This is a genomic window from Inquilinus sp., assembly GCF_057815775.1.
Genome location: NZ_JBYRFX010000276.1, coordinates 1 through 20,760 on the forward strand (window position 1 = coordinate 1; position 20,760 = coordinate 20,760).

The 20,760-nt window shown below is 67.9% G+C and carries 17 protein-coding genes; 5 read left to right on the top strand and 12 right to left on the bottom strand.

Annotation, left to right across the window (positions count from 1 at the left end; translation table 11 throughout):
• Both AC3XYG_RS09840 and AC3XYG_RS09845 read left to right on the top strand, forming a co-directional pair.
• A partial coding sequence (locus tag AC3XYG_RS09840) for an ABC transporter ATP-binding protein (RefSeq protein ID WP_489139646.1) occupies positions 1–761 on the top strand: 761 nt, incomplete at its 5' end.
• Positions 762–771: 10 nt separating this feature from the next.
• Complete coding sequence (locus AC3XYG_RS09845) at positions 772–1,812, top strand: ABC transporter ATP-binding protein (RefSeq protein WP_489139647.1); 1,041 nt, start codon at positions 772–774, stop codon at positions 1,810–1,812.
• Between the two features lie 96 nt (positions 1,813–1,908).
• Here the strand turns inward: AC3XYG_RS09845 and AC3XYG_RS09850 are convergent, their stop codons facing one another.
• From AC3XYG_RS09850 to AC3XYG_RS09865, 4 genes are all read right to left on the bottom strand, one after another.
• Positions 1,909–2,481 (bottom strand): DJ-1/PfpI family protein, encoded by a 573-nt coding sequence (locus tag AC3XYG_RS09850; protein ID WP_489139648.1) that lies wholly within the window; start codon positions 2,479–2,481, stop codon positions 1,909–1,911.
• Between the two features lie 533 nt (positions 2,482–3,014).
• Complete coding sequence (locus AC3XYG_RS09855; protein ID WP_489139649.1) at positions 3,015–3,677, bottom strand: DUF1345 domain-containing protein; 663 nt, start codon at positions 3,675–3,677, stop codon at positions 3,015–3,017.
• A 20-nt stretch (positions 3,678–3,697) separates the two neighbouring features.
• The gene (locus AC3XYG_RS09860; protein WP_489139650.1) at positions 3,698–4,855 is read right to left on the bottom strand and encodes an aminotransferase; all 1,158 of its coding nucleotides are present in this window, start codon (positions 4,853–4,855) and stop codon (positions 3,698–3,700) included.
• Positions 4,856–4,887: 32 nt separating this feature from the next.
• The gene (locus tag AC3XYG_RS09865; RefSeq protein WP_489139651.1) at positions 4,888–5,514 is read right to left on the bottom strand and encodes a hypothetical protein; all 627 of its coding nucleotides are present in this window, start codon (positions 5,512–5,514) and stop codon (positions 4,888–4,890) included.
• A gap of 118 nt (positions 5,515–5,632) precedes the next feature.
• Here AC3XYG_RS09865 and def point away from each other — a divergent pair, with 118 nt between their 5' ends.
• On the top strand, positions 5,633–6,148 hold the full coding sequence (gene def, locus AC3XYG_RS09870) for a peptide deformylase (protein WP_489139662.1): 516 nt from the start codon (positions 5,633–5,635) through the stop codon (positions 6,146–6,148).
• Positions 6,149–8,242: 2,094 nt separating this feature from the next.
• Here the strand turns inward: def and AC3XYG_RS09875 are convergent.
• From AC3XYG_RS09875 to AC3XYG_RS09900, 6 genes are all read right to left on the bottom strand, one after another.
• Entirely contained in the window at positions 8,243–8,791 is a 549-nt protein-coding gene (locus AC3XYG_RS09875) for a thioesterase family protein (protein WP_489139652.1), read from the bottom strand.
• Between the two features lie 132 nt (positions 8,792–8,923).
• Positions 8,924–10,723, bottom strand: coding sequence for an acyl-CoA dehydrogenase C-terminal domain-containing protein (locus tag AC3XYG_RS09880; RefSeq protein WP_489139653.1), 1,800 nt, complete (start codon positions 10,721–10,723; stop codon positions 8,924–8,926).
• A 13-nt stretch (positions 10,724–10,736) separates the two neighbouring features.
• Positions 10,737–13,067 carry a 3-hydroxyacyl-CoA dehydrogenase/enoyl-CoA hydratase family protein gene (locus AC3XYG_RS09885; protein ID WP_489139654.1) on the bottom strand — a complete coding sequence of 777 codons (2,331 nt, stop codon included), beginning with the start codon at positions 13,065–13,067 and terminating at the stop codon, positions 10,737–10,739.
• An 83-nt stretch (positions 13,068–13,150) separates the two neighbouring features.
• Entirely contained in the window at positions 13,151–14,290 is a 1,140-nt protein-coding gene (locus AC3XYG_RS09890; protein WP_489139655.1) for a thiolase family protein, read from the bottom strand.
• A 77-nt stretch (positions 14,291–14,367) separates the two neighbouring features.
• Entirely contained in the window at positions 14,368–14,790 is a 423-nt protein-coding gene (locus AC3XYG_RS09895) for a MerR family transcriptional regulator (RefSeq protein WP_489139656.1), read from the bottom strand.
• Between the two features lie 92 nt (positions 14,791–14,882).
• Complete coding sequence (locus tag AC3XYG_RS09900) at positions 14,883–16,607, bottom strand: long-chain-fatty-acid--CoA ligase (protein ID WP_489139657.1); 1,725 nt, start codon at positions 16,605–16,607, stop codon at positions 14,883–14,885.
• Between the two features lie 96 nt (positions 16,608–16,703).
• Between AC3XYG_RS09900 and AC3XYG_RS09905 the strand changes: the two genes are divergently transcribed.
• Entirely contained in the window at positions 16,704–18,554 is a 1,851-nt protein-coding gene (locus tag AC3XYG_RS09905) for an ABC transporter ATP-binding protein (protein ID WP_489139658.1), read from the top strand.
• Positions 18,555–18,562: 8 nt separating this feature from the next.
• Positions 18,563–18,727 carry a hypothetical protein gene (locus AC3XYG_RS09910; RefSeq protein ID WP_489139659.1) on the top strand — a complete coding sequence of 55 codons (165 nt, stop codon included), beginning with the start codon at positions 18,563–18,565 and terminating at the stop codon, positions 18,725–18,727.
• 4 nt (positions 18,728–18,731) lie between these two features.
• Here the strand turns inward: AC3XYG_RS09910 and AC3XYG_RS09915 are convergent, their stop codons facing one another.
• Complete coding sequence (locus AC3XYG_RS09915) at positions 18,732–19,829, bottom strand: alkene reductase (protein ID WP_489139660.1); 1,098 nt, start codon at positions 19,827–19,829, stop codon at positions 18,732–18,734.
• A gap of 88 nt (positions 19,830–19,917) precedes the next feature.
• A complete protein-coding gene (locus tag AC3XYG_RS09920; RefSeq protein WP_489139661.1) occupies positions 19,918–20,493 on the bottom strand; it encodes a TetR/AcrR family transcriptional regulator in 576 nt (191 codons plus the stop codon).
• Between the last annotated feature and the right edge of the window lie 267 nt (positions 20,494–20,760).

The window sequence follows — 20,760 nt, forward strand, 5'->3', positions numbered from 1 at the left end:
CGATGATCTTCCAGGATCCGATGACGTCGCTCAACCCGTACCTCACCGTCGAACGCCAGATGACCGAGGTGCTGGAGCTGCACCGCGGCCTCGCGCGGCGCGACGCGCGGGTGCGCGCGATCCAGGCGCACGACGCCGTGAAGATTCCCGACGCGGCGCGTCGCATCGACTTCTACCCGCACGAGTTCTCCGGCGGCATGCGCCAGCGCGTGATGATCGCCATGGCGCTGCTGTGCCAGCCCGACCTGCTGATCGCCGACGAGCCGACCACGGCGCTCGACGTCACCGTCCAGGCCCAGATCCTGGACCTGATGCGTGACCTGAAGCGCGAGTTCAACACCTCGATCGTCCTGATCACCCACGATCTCGGCGTCATCGCCGGGCTCGCCGACCGGGTGATGGTGATGTATGCCGGCAACGTGATCGAGGCCGGGTCGGTGCGGGACATCTTCTACGACCCGCAGCACCCGTACACCGAAGGCCTGCTGCAGAGCATGCCGCGCCTCAACTCCGACCGGCATGCCGAGCTGCCGTCGATCGGCGGCCAGCCGCCGAACCTGCAGGACCTGCCGCCGGGCTGCAACTTCCAGCCCCGCTGCCGCTACGCCCATGCCCGCTGCGTGGCCGAGGAGCCGACGCTGCGCCCCTGCGGCGATGCCGGGAGCCTGCGGGCCAAGGCCTGCCACCTGACCGCCCTGCCCCTGACCGAGGCCGACCGCGCCGTCATCGACGCCGACCGCGCCGCCCGCACCCGTCATTGAGGTCCGCGCCATGACCGACACGTTCCAATCCGACGGCAAGCCCATCCTGTCCGTGCGCGACCTGCGCGTGCATTTCGCCATGCCGAAGCGGCACATGTGGTCGGGGCATCGCGACTACCTGAAGGCGGTCGACGGCGTCAGCTTCGACCTGAAGGCCGGCGAGACGCTGGGCGTGGTCGGCGAATCCGGCTGCGGCAAGTCGACCCTCGGCCGCGCCGTGCTGCAGCTGATCCCGCCGACCGGGGGCCAGGTGGTGTGGATGGGCGAGAACATCGCCAATCTCGACAGCAACACGATGCGCGAGAAGCGGCAGGACCTGCAGATCATCTTCCAGGATCCGCTGGCCTCGCTGAATCCGCGCATGACGGTGGGCGAGATCATCGGCGAGCCACTCGACGTGTTCGAGGCCAAGCTGAGCAAGAAGGAGCGCCGCGCCAAGGTCGAGGAGATCATGGCGCTGGTCGGGCTGCGGCCCGAGATGATCAACCGCTACCCGCATGAATTCTCCGGCGGCCAGGCGCAGCGCATCGGCATCGCCCGGGCGATGATCCTGAACCCGAAGCTGATCATCTGCGACGAGCCGGTGTCGGCGCTTGATGTGTCGATCCAGAGCCAGATCGTCAACCTGCTGATGCGGCTGCAGCGCCAGTTCGGCCTGTCGCTGATCTTCATCAGCCACGACCTGTCCGTGGTGCGCCACATCAGCCACCGGATCATGGTGCTGTATCTCGGCAAGCTGGTGGAGGTCGCCGACCGCGACGACATCTACGACAATCCGCGCCACCCCTATACCCAGGCGCTGATTTCGGCGGTCCCCCTGCCCGACCCGGATGCGGAGCGGGCCAAGAAGCGGATCGTGCTGACCGGCGATCTGCCGAGCCCGCTGAATCCGCCCAGCGGCTGCTATTTCCGCACCCGCTGCCCCAAGGCGCAGGATCTCTGCGCCCAGGTAGCGCCGCAGCTGGGCGATGTCGGCAACCCCGGCCACCAGGCCGCCTGCCACTTCTGGGACACGCCGACCCCGGCACGGCGGCAGGACGAGGCGGCGTAGGCCGCCCACTCACTCTCCCACCGCGGCATCGACCGCACAGCAAAAAGGGCGCCGGAAACGGCGCCCTTTCACATTTCTCGCGCTGGTCCCGAAGGATCAGGCGGCGGCGGCCAGCGAAGCGGCAACCGTCGTGAAGTGCTCGACGATCGCGCCCTTGAAGGCGTCCATGTCGAGGTCGTCGCGGGCCGTGATCAGGTTGCCGTCGACCAGCACGCTGTCGTCGGCCAGCTTGGCACCGGCCGCTTCCAGCGTCTCGCGGATGCTGTCATTGGCGACCACGGTGCGGCCCTGGATCCGTTCGGCCAGCGCCAGCAGCTGCGGGGCAACGCCCAGGGCCGCGATCGGCTTGCCGGCATCCACGAAGCCGCGGAGGATGCGCTTGGTGTGCGGGTTGGCCGCCAGCTTGGCCACGCCACGCTCGCCGCCGGGGATCAGCACCGCGTCGAAATCCGCGCCGAGCGCGTTCGACAGCGGGACGTCCACGGCGAAGTAGTGGCCCCAGGCCTTGTCATGCCAACCATTGACCAGCCCCTGCTCGGTCGAGACGATCTTGAGCGTGGCACCGGCGGCGAGCAGGGCCCGCTGCGGCTCGGTCATCTGGATTTCCTCGAAACCATTGGAAACGAGGATGGCGATCGTCTTGCCGGCGAGAGGCTTGTCGTTCTGCATGTATTATTCTCCCTTGGTAAGCCGGTCCCGGGCGGATCCCCTCCGGACCCACATGGCGCCTTACGGACGCGCAAACGGCAGCGTCCTGCGCTGCAGATCGCGTCTCGCGGGCAGCGGCGAAACCATGCCGGGATGGTGTTTGAATTCGATCGTAGAAGTGGCGGTGCGGAGGTCGAAAGTCAATGCCGCAGACCCCCCGCATGGGTGCATTGCACAATGCTGGGGCTCGGTCCGGTTTCCGAAGGCCTCGACCCAACGGAAAACCGCCGCCCCGAAGGACGGCGGTTTCCAGTTCAACGTTCGGTGAAGCGACGGTCTTGGATGCCGCCGCTCAAGGATCACCGCGACGAAGCGATCAGGTCAGGCCGGCATACCGGAGGTTGCCGACGCTGCCAGATCCGACGCATGCCCCATAAGGGTCGACGCGGAGATCATGTTCACCGGAGCGCTAGACATCGGATCACCTCCTCTCAGTTGTTTGCACCTGCGATAAAGGTCGGACGTACCGGGGCATCTGTCAACCCCAAGGGCATTTAATGCGCCTGGCCGGCCGCGACATTGACCGCGAGCGCCAGGATCACGGCGTTGAAGAGGAAGGAGAGCACGCCGTGGAAGAGGGTTATCCGGCGCATATAGGAATTCGTGACCTGCACGTCGGAGACCTGGGCCGTCATGCCGACGACGAAGGAATAGTACAGGAAATCCCAGATCCCCGGCTCGCCGTCGCCGGGAAATTCCAGCCCTTCGGCATCCTGGCGCTTGCCCGCCCTATCGGCCCCGGGCCCTTCGGCGCGGCCGTAATAGATATGGGCGTAGCGAAAGGCGATGATGGTGTGCAGGGTGACCCAGCCCAGCAGCACGCTGGCGATCGCCAGCAGCAGATGCAGCGTCGACGTGTCGGACTGGTTCAGCAGGCTGAAGATCGAGGCGACGCTGAGGCCGATGGCGATAACGGTGATCGCCGCGATCAGCGGCATGCCCTCATCCTCGATATCCGCCTTGCGCCGCATCACATCCGGCGTCGCGATGCGAACCAGCACGGCCGTCCAGATCAGATAGAGGCCGAAGAAGCCGTCGCCCGCGACGACCACCGACAGCGGGGCACCGTTCCCGCGGCCAAGCGCCAGCCACAGCAGCACCCCCAGCAGGAGCGCGGCGTAGAACCGCAGATGATGCCGCAGGTGGTTCCGGAGCAACTCGGGCAGGGCAGCCTCCTTCAGCCGAAGCGCCGGGCCAGGCGCTCCAGCGCATTGTCCAGCACCGCATCCTGCTTGGCGAAGCAGAACCGGGCCACGGTCGACAGCGGATTTTCCGCATAGAAGGCCGAGACCGGAATTGCGGCGACGCCGACATCCTCGATCAGATGGCGGCAGAAGGCCTGGTCGTCGCCGTTGAAGCCGGTCGAGCCGATGTCGAGATTGACGAAATAGGTGCCGTCGCAGGGCAGCACCGCCAGACCCAGCTGCTGCAGCCCGGCGGCGAAGCGGTCGCGCTTGCCCTGCAGCTCCACGACCAGGCCGTCATAGTAGTCGTCGCCCTTGGCCAGGCCATAGGCCACGGCGGCCTGCAGGTTCGGCGGCGTGGTGAAGGTCAGGAACTGGTGCGCCTTGCCCAGCAGCGTCGCCAGGGCCGGCGCGGCGGTAATGTAGCCGACCTTCCAGCCGGTCAGCGAGAAGGTCTTGCCGGCCGAGCCGATCTTCACGCAGCGCTCGCGCATGCCGGGGCGCGCGATCAGCGTCTGGTGGCGGCGGCCGTCGAAGACGAGGTGTTCGTACACCTCGTCGCAGATGGCATAGGCGTTCGAGCCCTCGATGAATTCGGCGAGGAGGTCGAGCTCGGCCGCGCCGAACACCTTGGCCGCCGGGTTCAGCGGGTTGTTGAACAGCACCGCCTTGGTCCGCGGTGAGAAGGCGCGGGCCAGCGCCGCCCGGTCGAAGGACCAGTCGGGCGGCGTCAGATGCACGAATTTCGGCACGCCGCCGGCGCGGCGGACCAGCGGCAGATAGGCGTCGTACAGCGGTTCGAACAGCACCACCTCGTCGCCCGGCTCGATCAGGGCAAACAGGGCAGCCGCCAGCGCCTCGGTGGCGCCCGAGGTGACCACCACCTCGGCATCGGGGTCGACGTCGAGCCCGTAGAAGCGCTTGTCATGCGCCGCCACGGCCTGCCGCAGCTCCGGCAGGCCCATCATCGGCGGATACTGGTTCCAGCCGTCGGTGACCGCCGTGGCGGCGATGCGCAGCACGTCCTCGGGGCCCTTGCCGTCCGGAAAGCCTTGGCCGAGATTGACCGCGCCATGCTGCCGCGCCAGACGGGACATGACCTCGAACACGGTGGTGCCGAGGCCGGAAAAGATCGCGTTTCCGGGCTTCATCGTCCCTCCCGCCACTCCGATGCTCCGGACGATCAGTGCCGCGTCACATCCGGCAGGTCCAGATCCTCGTCCTCCGGCCCCTCCTCGACCACGTCGAGCATCTCCTCGAACCGGTCGAGCAGGTCGGAATAGTCGCGGTTGGCGCGCAGGAACTTGCGGAACGCCTTGTCATTGCGGATATCCGCGTCGAACCAGGCATCGGCGGCCTGCTGGTGCTCGGAATGGGCCGACAGGTGATAGAAGGCGGCCTGTTCGACGCTGGCGATCTCGCTCTCGTCGAGCAGTTCGAGCACCGAGCCGACATAGGTCGGCAGCCCGGTCAGGAAGGCGATCTCATTCGCGGCGGCGGCCAGTTCGGCGTCGTCCAGCGGCTCGTCCGGCGCCTCGCCGGCGGCGACGGCGGCGGCATGCGCCTCTTCTTCCATCTTCTGGATCTCGGCGCGCAGGGCGGCGAAGTCGCTGCCGTCGCCGATCAGCGCCTCATCCGGCGAGCCGCCGATCGCGGCCTCGATCGCCAGCAGCGTGTCGAGCAGCCGGCGCTTGCGCACCACCCAATTGGCGCCGCTGCGGACTTCCTCGGCGATCGACCGCAGCCGTTCCTGCTCCTCAGGCGCCATGTCGGCGAGCAGCGATGTTTCGGGCTTGGCAATCACGGTCACGGCAGTCGTTCCTCGTCAGCTGGCTGCGCCCCGGCGGCGCGGCGGGCACCCTAGCACAGGCCCGGCACCGATGGCGAAGCTTGACCCCCGTCCGGCACATGCCTATCTCGTCGGCACCATGTCCAGACTCCCGATCCTGATCGCCCCCGATTCCCGACTGAAGACCAAGGCAAAGCCGGTCGCGCAGGTGGATGACCGCATCCGCAAGCTGACCGACGACATGCTGGAAACCATGTACGATGCCCCCGGCATCGGGCTGGCGGCGCCGCAGATCGGGATCCTGGAGCGCATCGTCGTGATCGACGTCGCCGGCAAGAACGAGCCGCCGGCGCCGCTGCGGCTGATCAACCCGGAGATCACCTGGACGTCGGAAGACCTGCAGACCGCCGAGGAAGGCTGCCTGTCCCTGCCCGAGCAATGGGCCGAGGTGGTGCGCCCGGCCGAGGTGAAGTTCCGCTATCTCGACGAGACCGGGGCGAAGCAGGAGCGGCACGCGACCGGCATCCTGGCGACCTGCGTGCAGCATGAGATCGACCATCTCGACGGCGTGCTGTTCGTCGACCATTTGTCGGCGCTGCGCCGGAACATGATTCTGAAGAAGGTGCTGAAGTGGAAGAAGGACCATGTGTCCTGACGGGACACGCGCTTACTTGTCCTTCGCGGCATCCCAATAGCTGGTCCCGCCGATATTGATCGTATCTGGCGCCGCGGCGTCGCCGATCGCGACGCCAACGCGCAGCCGGGAAGACCGAGCCGTCTTCTGCCGTCAGCTGCAAGGCGTAGCCGTCGAACCGGTAGTGCCCGGTGGTATCGGCCGATTTGGTCGCCCCGCCGACGGAAAAGCCGTTCTCGTTCATCACGGCGCCGACCCCGCCGCCGGAGACGCCGACCGAGCCGCCATCCGGCCCCGTGCCCACCACGCTGTGCATGAAGAAGCTGCCGGACTGGTGCCGTTCGAAGGTGCCGTCGGGCCGGAAGACGATGTTGATGCGGGTGGTGACGCCACCCTGCGAGACGTTCAGGTAGTAATAGGCGTGGTCGAGCCGGGCATCGGCCGGGAACGGCTTCAGCACGGTGAAGCTGGGCAGATCCGCCTTCGGCCCCGCCGCCGCGGTCATCACGTACCGGTCGTCCGAATGCTCCCAGCGCGACCAGTCCTGCGGCGCCCGGCGCCGCACCTGCGCCGCGTCCAGGTCGGTCGGCGGATAGGCGAAATCGTAGCGATAGGCGGTGCCGTCCTTCAGCAGCAGGTAGGCCTCCTCGTTGCGGTCGGTGTAGGTGCCGCCGCCCATCGGATTGATCCCGACCTGGAACTGCTCGCGGAACAGCATCGCCTCGATCTGGTCGGCCGGGACACCCTTGCCGGCCCCGGCATCGACTTCCTGCGCGTCAGGCGGCCGGTATTCCAGTTCACCGGCCTCCGGCAGGGTCGAGCGGGCGATGCGCGACGGGTCGGCCAGCACCCGGCAGCCAGACAGGATGAACACCTTGAAGGCATAGACCCGGCTGATCTGGCCGAGGATGGCGATGTCCTGTCCCTTGGCCTGCTGGAACCGCGCCTTTTCCGAATCGTCACCAAATTCGCAGCGGACGGACCAGACCGATTGCTGTTCCGGCAGCCACTGCCGCAGCCGGTCGTCACCGTCGGAGCGGCCGCCGAGGGCGACGGGCCCCAGCTTCTGCATCGCCGTGGTGACCGCGTCGGCCTTGTCGTCGTCCTTCTGGCCGGGCGCGCGCTGGAACAGCTCCGTCGCCACCGCAGACAGCTGCGCGATCGAGAACAGCGACTTCGGTTTCGGCGTCAGGCCCAGCTCATCCGACAGGTTGGCCTTGGCGATGCCATCAGCGTCGTCCAGCAGCCGGCAGCCTTCCAGCTTGATCAGCTTGAAATCGTAGACCCGGTCGATGTGGCCGGAGACGACGACGTCGCGGCCCTGCTGCCGGCGGAACAGCGTTTCCTCGGCATCATCGGCAAAGTCGCATTTGACGTTCCAGAGGGACTGCTGGTCGTCGGTCCATTGCTGCAGGGTGTCGCTGTCGACGGCACGGCCCGAGACGGCGATCAGGCCCGTGCGCCCGAGCACATTGGACACCCAGTTGGTCTGGTCGGTCTCGTCGCCGGCCGGCGCCTGGCGCCAGGCCTCCGCCGCCAGGGCCGAGAGCTGGCCGGCGGAATACAACGTCTTCGGCTGCGGTCCGGTGCCGACCATGGCGCTGAGCACGACCCGCGCCGGCCCTGCCTTGTCGGCCAGGGCGAAGCTCTTGTCGGCGAACACGGCCGGCAGGGCGGAGCACAGCAGCGGCGCCGTCTGGATCATGGCATCGGCCTGGGCCTTCAGCGCGTCGTCGAGCTTTGAGCGGGTCTGGGCGATGCTGCTGAAGCCGGCCATCACCCGCTCCAGCAGCCGGTCCAGACGGTCGGCGTCATTGGCCTTGCGCCAAGCATCGAGCGCGGCCGCATGCGCCGCGGCGCCGGACGGGTCGGTCCGGTCGCAGCTGGCGGCGATGGCACGGGTCAGGCCGAGCGGGATGTAGAGGGTGGTGATGGCCTGGCCCGTGGCCTTGGGGTCGGCGACGCCGGCCGCTTCCGCCGATCCGCCGATCAGGCCTGCCAACAGGGATGCGCCGATGACGAGATGCGCCAGGGTCCTCAATTGTCCCTCCCGTCCGAATCCGGCATCAGCCTGACGCGGCGTCGGGGCGAGAACAAGGCACAGGCAGGGCGCGGTCAGGCGGCGCGGGCGGGCTCGCGCAGGCCGTCGCGCATCGCGTCCTCGCCATCACGCAGGGCCAGGACATAGTCGGGCAGCTTGGGGGCCGCGCCCTGCCAGCCCAGGGCCGCGGCGATCTCCGCCGTCGGCACCGTGCCGCCGCGGCGGCGGAAGACGGCCTTGACCACGGCATGGGCGGCGGTGGCGCCGCCGGCATCTTCGAACACCTGGTCGAGATACAGCCACTTCTCGTCCCAGCCCAGCAGCCGGGTGTGCAGGCGGTAGCGGCCGAAGGCCGGGAGCGAGCGGCGGTAGCGGATGGTCGCGCCGCCCAGCACCGGCGCCCAGCGACGGCGCCACAGCGTCCCGACCAGGCCGGCCCGGATCATCAGGTCGGTGCGGCCGAGGTCCATCACCGTGAGGTAACGGCCGTTGTTCATGTGCAGGTTGAAATCCAGGTCGTTCGGCCAGACCCGGAACCCGACCACGCTGTCGTCGAGCATGCCGATGCGCCGGCCGAACAGCGCCGCCAGCACGACCCGGATGAGGCGGAGGTAAAGATTCATGGGTGGAAGCACCCTGCCCTTTTTGTCATGCCACGGCTCGACCGTGGCATCCAGGAGCCGGCAGAACGGCTCTGCGTGGCCCCTGGATCCTCGGGTCAAGCCCGAGGATGACAAAACAAATCAATGTGTTCCTCAGAACGCCTCCGCCTCCAGAGCCATCAGCGGCGCCTTGCCGGCCATGATCTGGATGAACAGCGACCCGGTCTCCGGCAGCATGCGCTGGATGAAGAACCGCGCCGTCTTCAGCTTGGCGTCGTAGAAGCCGGCCCGGCCGTTCGCCTTCGGCGCCTTCTCCAGCGCCAGCTTGGCCATTCGCGCCCACATCCAGCCGACCGCCACCAGGGCGAACAGCTTGAGGTAGTCGGACGACGCGGCGCCCGCCTCCTCCGGGTCCTTCAGGCCCTTCTGCGCGATCCAGGCCGTGGCCTGCTGCAGCTTGCCGAAGGCCTTGGCCAAGGGGCCGACGAATTCCAGCATCGCCGGGTTCTCGGCCTCCTCCCGGATGAAGGCGTCGACCGGGTGGAAGAAGCTGCGCAGCAGCCGGCCCATGTCCTGCGGCATCTTGCGGCCGACCAGATCCAGGGCCTGGATGCCGTTGGCGCCCTCGTAGATCTGGGCGATGCGGGCGTCGCGGACGAACTGCTCCATCCCCCATTCGCGGATATAGCCATGGCCGCCCAGCACCTGCTGCGACCGGACCGCGACCTCCAGCCCCATATCGGTGAAATACGCCTTCAGGATCGGCGTCATCAGCGACACGAAGTCGTTCGACTGCTGCCGCACCGCCGGGTCGGGGTGTTTGGTGTAGAGGTCGATGTTGATGCCGACGAGATAGCCCAGCGCCCGCGCTCCCTCGGCGAAGGCCTTGCCGGTCAGCAGGTTCTTGCGCACGTCGGGATGGACGATGATCGGGTCGGCCGGCTTGTCCGGCGCCTGGGTGCCGGCCAGTGCGCGGCCCTGCAGCCGGTCCTTGGCGTAGATCACGGCGTTCTGATAGGCAACCTCGGCGATGCCCAGCCCCTGCAGCGCGACGCCGAGCCGGGCGGTGTTCATCATCACGAACATCGCCCGCATGCCCTTGTGCTTCTCGCCGACCAGCCAGCCGGTGGCGCCGTCGAGGTTCATCACGCAGGTCGACGAGGCCTTGATCCCCATCTTGTGTTCGATCGAGCCGCAGGCGATGCCGTTGCGCGCCCCGGCGGCAACCGACCCGCCCTCTTCCTTCGGCAGGAACTTCGGCACCACGAACAGGCTGATGCCCTTGATGCCGGGCGGGGCATCGGGCAGCCGGGCCAGCACCAGGTGGATGATGTTCTCGGTCAGGTCGTGCTCACCGGCCGAGATGAAGATCTTGGTGCCGGTGATGCTCCAGGCGCCGTCGGCCGCGGGTTCCGCCTTGGTGCGGATCAGGCCGAGATCGGTGCCGCAATGCGGCTCGGTCAGGCACATGGTGCCGGACCAGATGCCGTCGGCCAGCTTGGGCAGGTAGGTCGCCTTCTGCGCGTCGTCGCCATAGGCCTCGATCGCGTTGTAGGCGCCCTGCGACAGGCCGGGATACATGCCGAACGACATGTTGGCGGAGGACAGCACCTCCTCCATCACGAAGTTCACCGCCTTGGGCATGCCCTGGCCGCCATAGGCCGGGTCGGCAGACAGGCCGGTCCAGCCGCCCGCGGTGAAGGTGCGATAGGCTTCCTTGAAGCCCTTCGGCGTGTAAACGACGCCGTTCTCGAAGCGGCAGCCCTCCTCGTCGCCGGGCTGGTTCAAGGGCGTCAGCTCGTTCTCGGCCAGGCGCGCCGCCTCTTCCAGGATGGCGTCGACCGTGTCCGGCGTCGCCTCCTCATAGCCGGGCAGTTTGGCGAGCTGGCCGACATCGAGCAGCTCGTGCAGCACGAAGCGGATGTCGTCGAGCGGGGCCTTGTAGCTGGGCATCTCTCGGATCCTCTCAGTTCCGCAACGGCTTGCCGGTGGTCAACATGTGCTCGACCCGGGCGATGGTGCCGGGGGTCCGCACCAGCTGGGCGAACATCTCGTGCTCCAGCGCCAGCACGTCGTCCTCGGTCAGCGTCTCGGTGATGTCGGTGTCGCCGCCGGACAGGACATAGGCCAGCTTGTCCGAGACGACGACGTCATGCGGCGTCGCCTTGCCTGATCGGGCCAGGTCGGCGACCGCGAGGTCGAACGCCGTCCGGGCGGTCGGGCCCGGCAGGCGGATCTCCACCGCCGGCTTGGGCGGCTGGTAGCCTTCGGCCAGGGCCAACGCCTTGGCCTTGGCGTCGGCCAGCAGCCGGTCGCGGTTCATGGTGATGCCGTCGGCGGGGCGGAGATACAGCAGCTCCTTCGCCTCGAAGGCCGATTTCGCCACCTGGGCCGTGCCGATGGTCTGGAACACCTGGCCGAGCGGCGGCATCGGGCCGCCGGGGCGCTTCGGCTGGGCATTGGCGCGCAGCAGCATCTCCTTGCAGCCGCCCCAGCCCGGGATCAGCCCGACCCCGACCTCGACCAGGCCGCAATAGGTCTCGGCATGGGCCTGGATCGCCGCGGAATGCAGCAGGATCTCACAGCCGCCGCCCAGCGCCATGCCGGCGGGCGCCGCCACGGTCGGGAACGGCGCGAATTTCAGCGCCTTGTAGGCGTCCTGGCCGCCCTTGATCAGAGCCTCGATCTGCGGCCACAGCGCGATGTTGATGCCGAACAGGGCGAGGCCGAGATTGGCGCCGACCGAGAAGTTGGTGCCTTCGTTGTAGACCACCATCGCCTTGTACTTGGACGCCGTGATGCGGATCGCCTCGCCCAGCAGGGCCATGGTCTGGTCGTCGAGGCTGTTCATCTTCGAGATGAACTCGTAGCAGGTGACGCCGTCGCCGATGTCCCACAACGCCGCCGAGCCGTTCCGGGCGATCGGTTTGGCCATGCGCTTGATGTCGGCCAGCAGCAGCACGCCCTCGGGCCGCACGACATCGGCATAATCGCCGCCGGTGGTCAGGTATTGCAGGCGGCCGTCCTGGACCCGGTAGAAGCTGCGGCCCTGCGCGGATTTCAGCAGCGCCGGCACCGGCTTGCCCTGGGCCTCCAGCCAGCCGATCAGCCAATCGGCGCCGACCTGGTCGATCAGCTCGAACGGGCCGAAGCCCCAGTTGTAGCCCAGGCGCATCGCCTCATCGACCGCGACCACCGTGTCGGCAATCTGCGGCACCAGCCCGGCGGCGTAGGACAGGGTCTGGCCCAGCACGGTCGCGGCGAAGCGGCCGGTCTTGTCGTCGAAGCCGACCAGGGCTTTCAGCCCGCCGCCACGGGCGGCGTCGACCGCCTCCAGCTTCGGCTTGTCCGATTTCGCCCAGGCGCCGGTCTTGAGGTCGACGCTTTCCTTCACCCGGCTGCCGTCGGCGGCCCTGCTGAGGCGATAGAAGCCGCCCTTGCCCTTGCGGCCGGTGTAGCCGTCGGCGATCAGCTGCTCGATCACCGGCTCGACCCGGTAGATGTCGCGGTACGGGTCGTCCTTCGGCAGGGTGGCCAGCAGGCTCTTGGCGATGTGCGGCATCAGGTCGAGGCCGACCAGGTCGATCAGCCCGAACACGCCGGTCTTCGGCACGCCCATCGGCCGGCCGGCGACCGCATCCGCCTCCTCGACCGTCAGGCCGAGATCGACGGCGGCGTTGACCGCGGACTGGATCCAGTAGGTGCCGATGCGGTTGGCGATGAAGCCGGGCGTGTCCTTGCAGTCGACCACGCCCTTGCCGAGGCCGATATCGGCGAAGCGGCGGATGCCGGCAACCAGTGCCGGGTCGGTCTCGGGCCCGACGACCAGCTCCAGCAGACGCATGTAGCGCGGCGGGTTGAAGAAATGGGTGACCATGAAGCCGCGCCGGAACGCCTCCGACCGGCCTTCGGTCAGGATCGCCAGCGGGATGGTCGAGGTGTTGGAGGAGATCACCGCCCCCGGCTTCAACACCTTCTCGATGCGGGCGTAGAGGTCCTGCTTGACCTTCGGGTCTTCCAGCACGGCCTCGACGATCCAGTCGCAGCCGGCCAGCTTGCTCAGGTCGTCCTCGGTGTTGCCGGTGGCGACCAGCCGCGCCGCCGCCTTCGACATGAAGGGCGCCGGGTCGGTCTTGGCCATACGCGCCAGCGCGCCCTCGGCGATCACGTTCCGGTTGGTGGCGTCCTTGGGCACGATGTCGAGCAGCAGCACCGGCACGCCGGCATTGGCGAAGTGTGCGGCGATGCCGCTGCCCATCACCCCGGCGCCGATCACCGCGACTTGTTTGATATCCATGGTTCAGCTCCCTGGTGCCGCGGCCTGTCCGGACCCGCAAGGCGGCTCCGAGTCAGGGCGGCGCTGACGTCGTATCGATTGGATCAGGCGGCTTCGAGGATGGTGGCGATGCCCTGGCCGCCGCCGATGCACATGGTGGCCAGGGCCAGCCGGCCACCTTCGCGCTGCAGCAGCGTGGCCGCCTTGCCGGTGATCCGGGCGCCGGAGGCGCCGAGCGGGTGGCCCAGCGCGATGGCACCGCCGTCGATGTTGGTCTTGGCCCAGTCGAGCTCCAGATCCTGCCCGACCGCCAGCGCCTGGGCGGCGAAGGCCTCGTTCAGCTCGACCACGTCGATGTCCTTGATCGTCAGCCCGGCGCGCTTCAGCGCCTTGCGGGTGGCATCGACCGGGCCGATGCCCATGATCTCCGGTGCGCAGCCCGCCACCGCGATCGACTTGATGCGGGCCAGGATCGGCAGGCCGGCGGCCTTGGCGAAGGCCTCGCTGGTCACCAGCGTCGCCGAGGCGCCGTCGGTCAGCGGGCTGGAGGTGCCGGCGGTCACCGTGCCGTTCTGGTCGAAGGCCGGCTTCAGCCCGGACAGGCCTTCCTGGCTGGTGTCGGGGCGGATGGTGCCGTCGCGCTCAACCGTGCCGTCCCGTGTCGCGATCGGCACGACCTCCTTGGCGAACTTGCCGTCCGCCCAGGCCTTGGCCGCGCGCTGCTGCGACCGGATGGCGAAGTCCTGCTGGCTTTCACGGGTGATCTGGTACTTCACCGCCAGGTTCTCGGCAGTGACGCCCATGTTGAAATAGGCCTGCGGCATCTCGGCGGCCAGCTTCGGGTTCGGCGCCGGGTTGAAGCCCATCATCGGCACCCGGGTCATGCTCTCGACGCCGGCGCACAGGAAGGCCTCGCCCGCGCCCATCTGGATGGCGCCGGCTGCCTGGTGGATCGCCTGCATCGACGACCCGCAGTAGCGATTCACGGTGACGCCGCCGACCGATTGCGGCAGGCCGGCCAGGAACACGACCATGCGGGCCATGTTGAAGCCCTGCTCGCCCTCCGGGAAGGCGCAGCCGAGGATCAGGTCCTCGATCGCCTCGGGGTCGACGTTGGTCTCGGCGACCAGCGACTTGATCACGTCGGCGACCAGATCGTCCGGCCGCACCCGGCGCAGATCGCCCTTGTTGGCGAGATGAAACGGCGACCGCTTGAAGCCGGCGATGACGACGCTCTTGTCCATGATGCTCTCAGGCTCCTCAGCTTTTCTTGTCGCGGGGATGTATCACTCGATACGGGCCCGCTGTTGGGACGGGCGGCTCAGCCTTCCGGCAGCGCCCCTTCCCGCTTCAGGAAATCGGTGATCTCGGCCTCGATGCCGCGCAGATCCTCGATGGTCTGCTGGACATCGACCAGTTGGGTCTCGAGCGAGGCCCGCCGGGCCCGGGCGCGGGCCAGGAAGAAGCTCATCTGCCCGACCTTGCTGTGGTCGCGGTCGTAGAGGTCGAGGAATTCCTTGATGTCGGCCAAGGAAAAGCCGAGCCGCTTGCCGCGGCAGATCAGGGCGAGACGCGCCCGGTCGCGATGGCTGTAGATGCGCGTCAGCCCGGCCCGTTCGGGCGACAGCAGGCCTTCGTCTTCGTAGAATCGGATGCTGCGCGCGGTGATGTCGAACGCCGCGGCGAGGTCGCCGATCGAGTAGCTCCGCTCCTCGACGTGCTTCTCCCTGGTTTCCGCCTCCATGGCCGATCACCTCCGACTGCGTTGCAAGCTGCCGTTTACGTAAACGTAAAGTAGCGCAGCCAAGACACCAGGTCAATCCGGAGCGCTCGCGATCAGGTGCCGGTCCGGATCTCCGCCGCCGCAGCCACCTTCGCCGCCTCTGCCTCCAGCAGCGCCTTGCGCGACAGCTTGCCGATCAGCGTCTTCGGCAGCGGCGTGTCGCGGAATTCGACCAGCTTCGGCATCTCGATCGGCGACAGCTTGTCGTGCAGGAAGGCGACCAGCTGCTCGGCGGTCAGGGACTGCCCGGCCCGCAGCTTGACATAGGCCTTCACCGTCTGGCCGCGATACGCGTCGGGCAGGCCGGCGACGACGCATTCCTCGACCGCCGGGTGCAGGTAGATCGCCTCCTCGACATTGCGCGGATAGACGTTGAAGCCGGAGCACAAGATCATGTCCTTGATCCGGTCGACGATGAAGGTATAGCCGTCCTCGTCCATGGTGCCGACATCGCCGGTGTGCAGCCGGCCGTCGCGCAGCACATCCGCCGTCTCTTCCGGCCGCTTCCAGTAGCCCTTCATCACCTGCGGCCCGCGGATGCAGACCTCGCCGCGCTCGCCGGTCGGCATCACGGTGGTGCGGTCGTCCAGCGACACGATCTCGATCACGGTCTGCGGCAGCGGAATGCCGATCGAGCCGGTCTTGTTGACGCCGTAGAGCGGGTTGCAGGTGGCGATGGGCGAGCTTTCCGACAGGCCGTAGCCTTCGACCAGCTTGCAGCCGGTCGCTGCCTCGAAGGCGTGCTTGACCTCGATCGGCAGCGGTGCCCCGCCCGAGATGCATCGTTTCAGCGAGGACAGGTCGTATTTGGCCCGGTCGGGATAGTTCGCGATCGCGGTGTAGATGGTCGGCACCGCCGGGAACAGGGTCGGCTTCTTCTCGTGAATTGTCTTCATGACGGTCTCAAGCTCGAAGCGCGGCAGCATGATGATCTCCGCCCCCGCCCAGATCGACAGGTTCATCACCACGGTCATGGCGAAGACGTGGAAGAAGGGCAACACGCCCAGCATCCGGTCCTGGCCGGGGATCATGCCTTCGAACCAGCAGCCGGCCTGGACGGTGTTGGCGTACAGGTTGGCATGGGTCAGCATCGCGCCCTTAGGCGTGCCGGTGGTGCCGCCGGTGTATTGCAGCACCGCCAAATCTTCCGTCGGCGCGATCGCCACCGGGGCGAAGCGGCCGTCATTGCGGACCAGCTCGGCCCAGCGCAGATACCGCCCGTCGCGCGGCACCTTCGCCACCTCGCGCCGCTTGGCGATCGGGAACAGCAGGTTCTTCGGAAACGGCAGGATGCCCGACATCGGGCAGATCAGGATGCGCTTCAGCGCGGTGCGGCCCAAGAGCGGCGCCAGCTTGTTGTGGAGCTGGGCCAGGTCGAGCGTCACCATCAGCTCGACGCCGCTGTCGTCGATGTTGGTGATCAGCTCGCGCTCGGCATAGAGCGGGTTGAAGTTGACGACGACCGCGCCGCATTTCAGCAGGGCGAAGTAACAGATCACGAAATACGGCGTGTTCGGCAGGAACAGGCCGACCCGGCTGCCCTTGGCGACGCCGGCGGCCTGGAAGCCCTTGGCGGCGCGCGCCACCAAGTCGCCGATCTGGGCGTAGCTGAAGGTCTTGTCCATGAAGGTGGCGCAGGGCCGGCCGCCGAACTTCGCCACGGCGTCGTCGAGGATGGCGTAGAGCGGCTTCGGCTCGATCGGCTGGTTCCAGTCGATGGCCGGCGGGTACGATCTGGCCCAGGCCGTCGGGCGGGTCGAGGCATCGGCCTGCGTCATGTCGATCTCCCCAGGGACTTTATCGGGTCGCGCCGCGGCCCACTGTCAGCGATGTAACCGGCGATGGGTTCCGGCCGCAAGGTTGAACGGGAACCGATGGCGTGGTTTAACGGCGCGCTCGACCTCACACCCCGGATCACCTTGGCCAAGCACAAGGACAAGAAGCCGCAGCCGCGGCACATGTCAGACCGCGAGATCTCGCAGCGGCTGTTGCGCAACTACATCCGGCCGCATTGGCCGAAGGTGGTGATGGCGCTGGTGTGCATGGCGCTGACCGCGGCGACCACGGCGGCGTCGGCCTATATCATGAAGCCGGTGCTCGAGAAGATCTTCACCGACCGCGACCCGACATGGCTCTGGCCGCTGGCGATCGCGGTGATGGCGATCTTCGTGGTCAAGGGCATCACCGGCTACGCCCAGGGCGTGATCCTGAACAATGTCGGCCGGCTGATCATCGCCGAGCTGCAGGTGCGGATGTTCCGCAACCGGGTGCGGGGCGATCTGGCCAGCTTCCACGACACCACGTCCGGCCGGATGGTGAGCCACTTCACCAACGACGTGCAGTCGCTGTACGGCGCCGTGGCCACCGGCATCACCGGCATCGGCCGGGACCTACTCACGCTGATCTTCCTGGTCGGGGTGATGTTCTACATCGACCTCGACCTCGCGGCGGCCACCTTCATCATCTTCCCGCTGACCGTGCTGCCGGTGCTGCAGATCGGCAAGCGCATCCGCAAGATCACCGGCAAGACCTTCACCCAGTACGGCTCGCTCAACAACCATCTCGGCCAGGTCTTCCAGGGCATCCGCCACGTCAAGGCCTACAACGCCGAGGATCGCGAGACCAACCGCGCCGCCAAGATCATCAACGAGGTGTCCCGCCTGCGGCAGAAGGCGATGCGGATCAGCTCGGCGACCAACCCGATCCTGGAGACCCTGTCGGGCCTGGCCATAGTCATCGTCATCCTGTACGGCGGCAACGAGGTGGTTTCCGGCGCACGCACCACCGGCTCCTTCTTCGCCTTCATCACCGCGCTGCTGATGGCTTATGAGCCGCTGAAGCGGCTGGCCGGGCTGCTCAACACGCTGTCCTCGGGCTTCGCCGCCGCCGAGCGGGTGTTCGAGACGATCGACGCCGTGCCGTCGATTCGCGACGCACCGGATGCGGTGACGCTGGAGCAGTGCCGCGGCCGCATCACCCTGACCAACGTCCAGTTCTCCTACGGCCCGAAGATCCCGGCACTGCGCGGCGTGACGCTGGAGGTTCCGGCCGGCAAGACCGCGGCGCTGGTCGGCCCGTCCGGCGCCGGCAAGTCGACCATCCTGAACCTGATTCCGCGCTTCTACGACGCGACCCAGGGCACGGTGGCGATCGATGGCCACGACGTCCGCACGCTGACCCTGCATTCGCTGCGCGACCACATGGCCCTGGTCAGCCAGGAAGTGACCCTGTTCGACGACACGGTGCGCGCCAACATCGCCTATTCCCGCCCCTCCGCGACGCAGGAGGAGATCGAGGCCGCGGCCCGGGGGGCGGCGGCGCATGAGTTCATCCTGCGCCTGCCCAAGGGCTACGACACCCTGGTCGGCGAGCAGGGGGTGAAGCTGTCCGGCGGGCAGAGGCAGCGCCTGTCGATCGCCCGCGCCATGCTGAAGAACGCGCCGATCCTGCTGCTGGACGAGGCGACCTCGGCGCTCGACACCGAAAGCGAGCGCCAGGTGCAGTCGGCGCTGACCCAGCTGATGGCGGGGCGGACGACGCTGATGATCGCCCACCGCCTGTCGACCGTGCGCAACGCCGACCTGATCTATGTGCTGGATCATGGCGGCGTGGCCGAAATCGGCAGCCACGCCGAACTGATCGCCAGCGGCGGCCTGTACGCCCGGCTGTGGTCGCTGCAGACCGCCGATGACAAGGATCTGGCCATGCTGGCCGACCCGGTATGAGGACACCGATGACCACCGAGACCGAGACGTTGCAGCAGCGGCTGCGCGGCATGCGCTGGTTCGCCGTCTGGGCCCTGATCTTCGGCCTTGGCATCGGCTTCTACGCCGGCTTCAACCTCGGCGTCAGCACGGCACACGATGCCGCGTCCGTGCTGGCGCCCAAGGCGGAATGACCGATCAGGCGGCTGCGGTCTCCAGGACCGGATAGTCGGTGTAGCCCTTGGCGCCGCCGCCGTAGAAGGTGCCCTGGTCCGGCGGGTTCAGCGGCGCGTCGCGGCGCAACCGTTCGACCAGGTCGGGGTTGGCGATGAACAGCTGGCCGAAGGCGATCGCATCGGCACGCCCGGCCTCCACCGCCTCGATCGCCAGGTCCCGGCCATAGCCGTTGTTGGCAATATAGGTCCCCTTGAACAGCCGGCGCAGCGCCTGGAGGTCGGCGCCCGGCGGCAGGTCGCGAGCGCCGCCCGTCTGGCCCTCGACCATGTGCAGATAGCCGACGCCGCGGCTGCTGAGGCCTTCGATGGCATGGCTGAAGGTCGCCATCGGGTCGCTGTCGGCGATGTCGCAGAAGTTGGAGAACGGCGACAGGCGGACGCCGACCCGGCCGGGACCCCACACCGCCGCCACCGCTTCCGTAACCTCGAACAGCAGCCGCGCCCGGTTGGCGATCGAGCCGCCATAGGCGTCGGTGCGCTGGTTGGTGCTGTCACGCAGGAACTGGTCGAGCAGATAGCCGTTGGCGGCGTGGAGCTCGACCGCATCGAAGCCGGCATCACGGGCCTGCTTCGCGGCGTGGGCGAAGTCCTGCACGAGCCGCGGCAGCTCCGCCGTCTCCAGCGCCCGCGGCGCCGAAGTCTCGACGAAGCCCTGGCCGTCATAGACATGGGCCTTGGCCGTGATCGCCGACGGGCCGACCGGCGCCGCCCCGCCCGGCAGCAGCGAAGTGTGCGAGATCCGGCCGACATGCCACAGCTGGGCCGCGATCCGGCCGCCCGCCTTGTGCACGGCGTCGGTCACCAGGCGCCAGCCGGCGACCTGTTCCGGGCTGTGGATGCCCGGCGTCCAGGCATAACCCTTGCCCTCCGGTGAGATCTGCGTGCCTTCGGTGATGAGCAGCCCGGCGCTGGCGCGCTGGGCATAGTATTCGGCGTTCAACGCCTGCGGCACGTCGCCTTCCGGCTTGGCCCGGTTGCGCGTCAGCGGCGCCATCACCAAGCGATTCGGGACATCCAAATCGCCGATCCGGGTCGGCGTGAACAACTTCGGTACAGACATCGATCTCTCCAGATAGACGCCTAATTCTGAACCAGTTGGTCCATAATTGGGCAAGGGAAACAAAAAACAGTCGGGTCCTCGGACCGCATTACCGCATCAGCGGTTCGGCGGCAGCCAGAAGTTCGTTGATCGCGGCCGGCGTGGCGCCCGCCTTCCGCATGACGGAGGCCCCGGTGGCAAGCGACAGCAGCGCCCGGGCCTGCGCGGTGACCGCGGCAGTGTCCGCGGCCCCGACATGGCGGGCGAGCAGCCTGGCCAGCACGGCTTCGAGCCGTTCGAGATGCCCACGTCCCAGGTTTCCGACCTCCGGGTCGTGCGGCGCCAGCTCGACCGTGCAGTTGATCAGGAAGCAGCCCTCGCGACTGCCGCCGACACCGGCGAGCGCGGCCACAGCGGTGCGCAGCGCCCGGCCGGGATCCGGCTCGGCCTCGACCAGTTGTTCCAGGTCGGCCAGCCGCAGATCGCCGTAGCGGCGGATCGCCGCAACCAATGTCTCGTGCTTCGAGCCGAAGCAGCCGTAGAAGCTGCTGCGGCTGAGGCCCATCGCCTGCGTCAGGTCATCCAGCGACGTCGCCTCGTAGCCCTGGCGCCAGAACACCCCCATCGCCGCTTCGAGAGCGGCGTCGGGGTCGAATTCGCGGGGGCGTCCGAGCGTTTGAACCATGGCCGGATATATGGACTGTCCGTTCCGGAAGTCAATACGACCAGCATCGCGGCACGTGCCGCCTGGAACTCCCGGCCTGGCGAAGCGATATGAAGGGGAGGCGGAGGAGCACGGCCATGACGACCAGCAGCGATCCGCGATACCTGTTCGACCCCGCGGCGCTAGAGCGCAACCTCCAGGGATTCGACGGGGCGGCCCGCCGCGCCATGATCGACGACCTGGCGGAGGAACTGCGCGAGCGCGCCGCCGCGATCAGCGCCGCGGCCG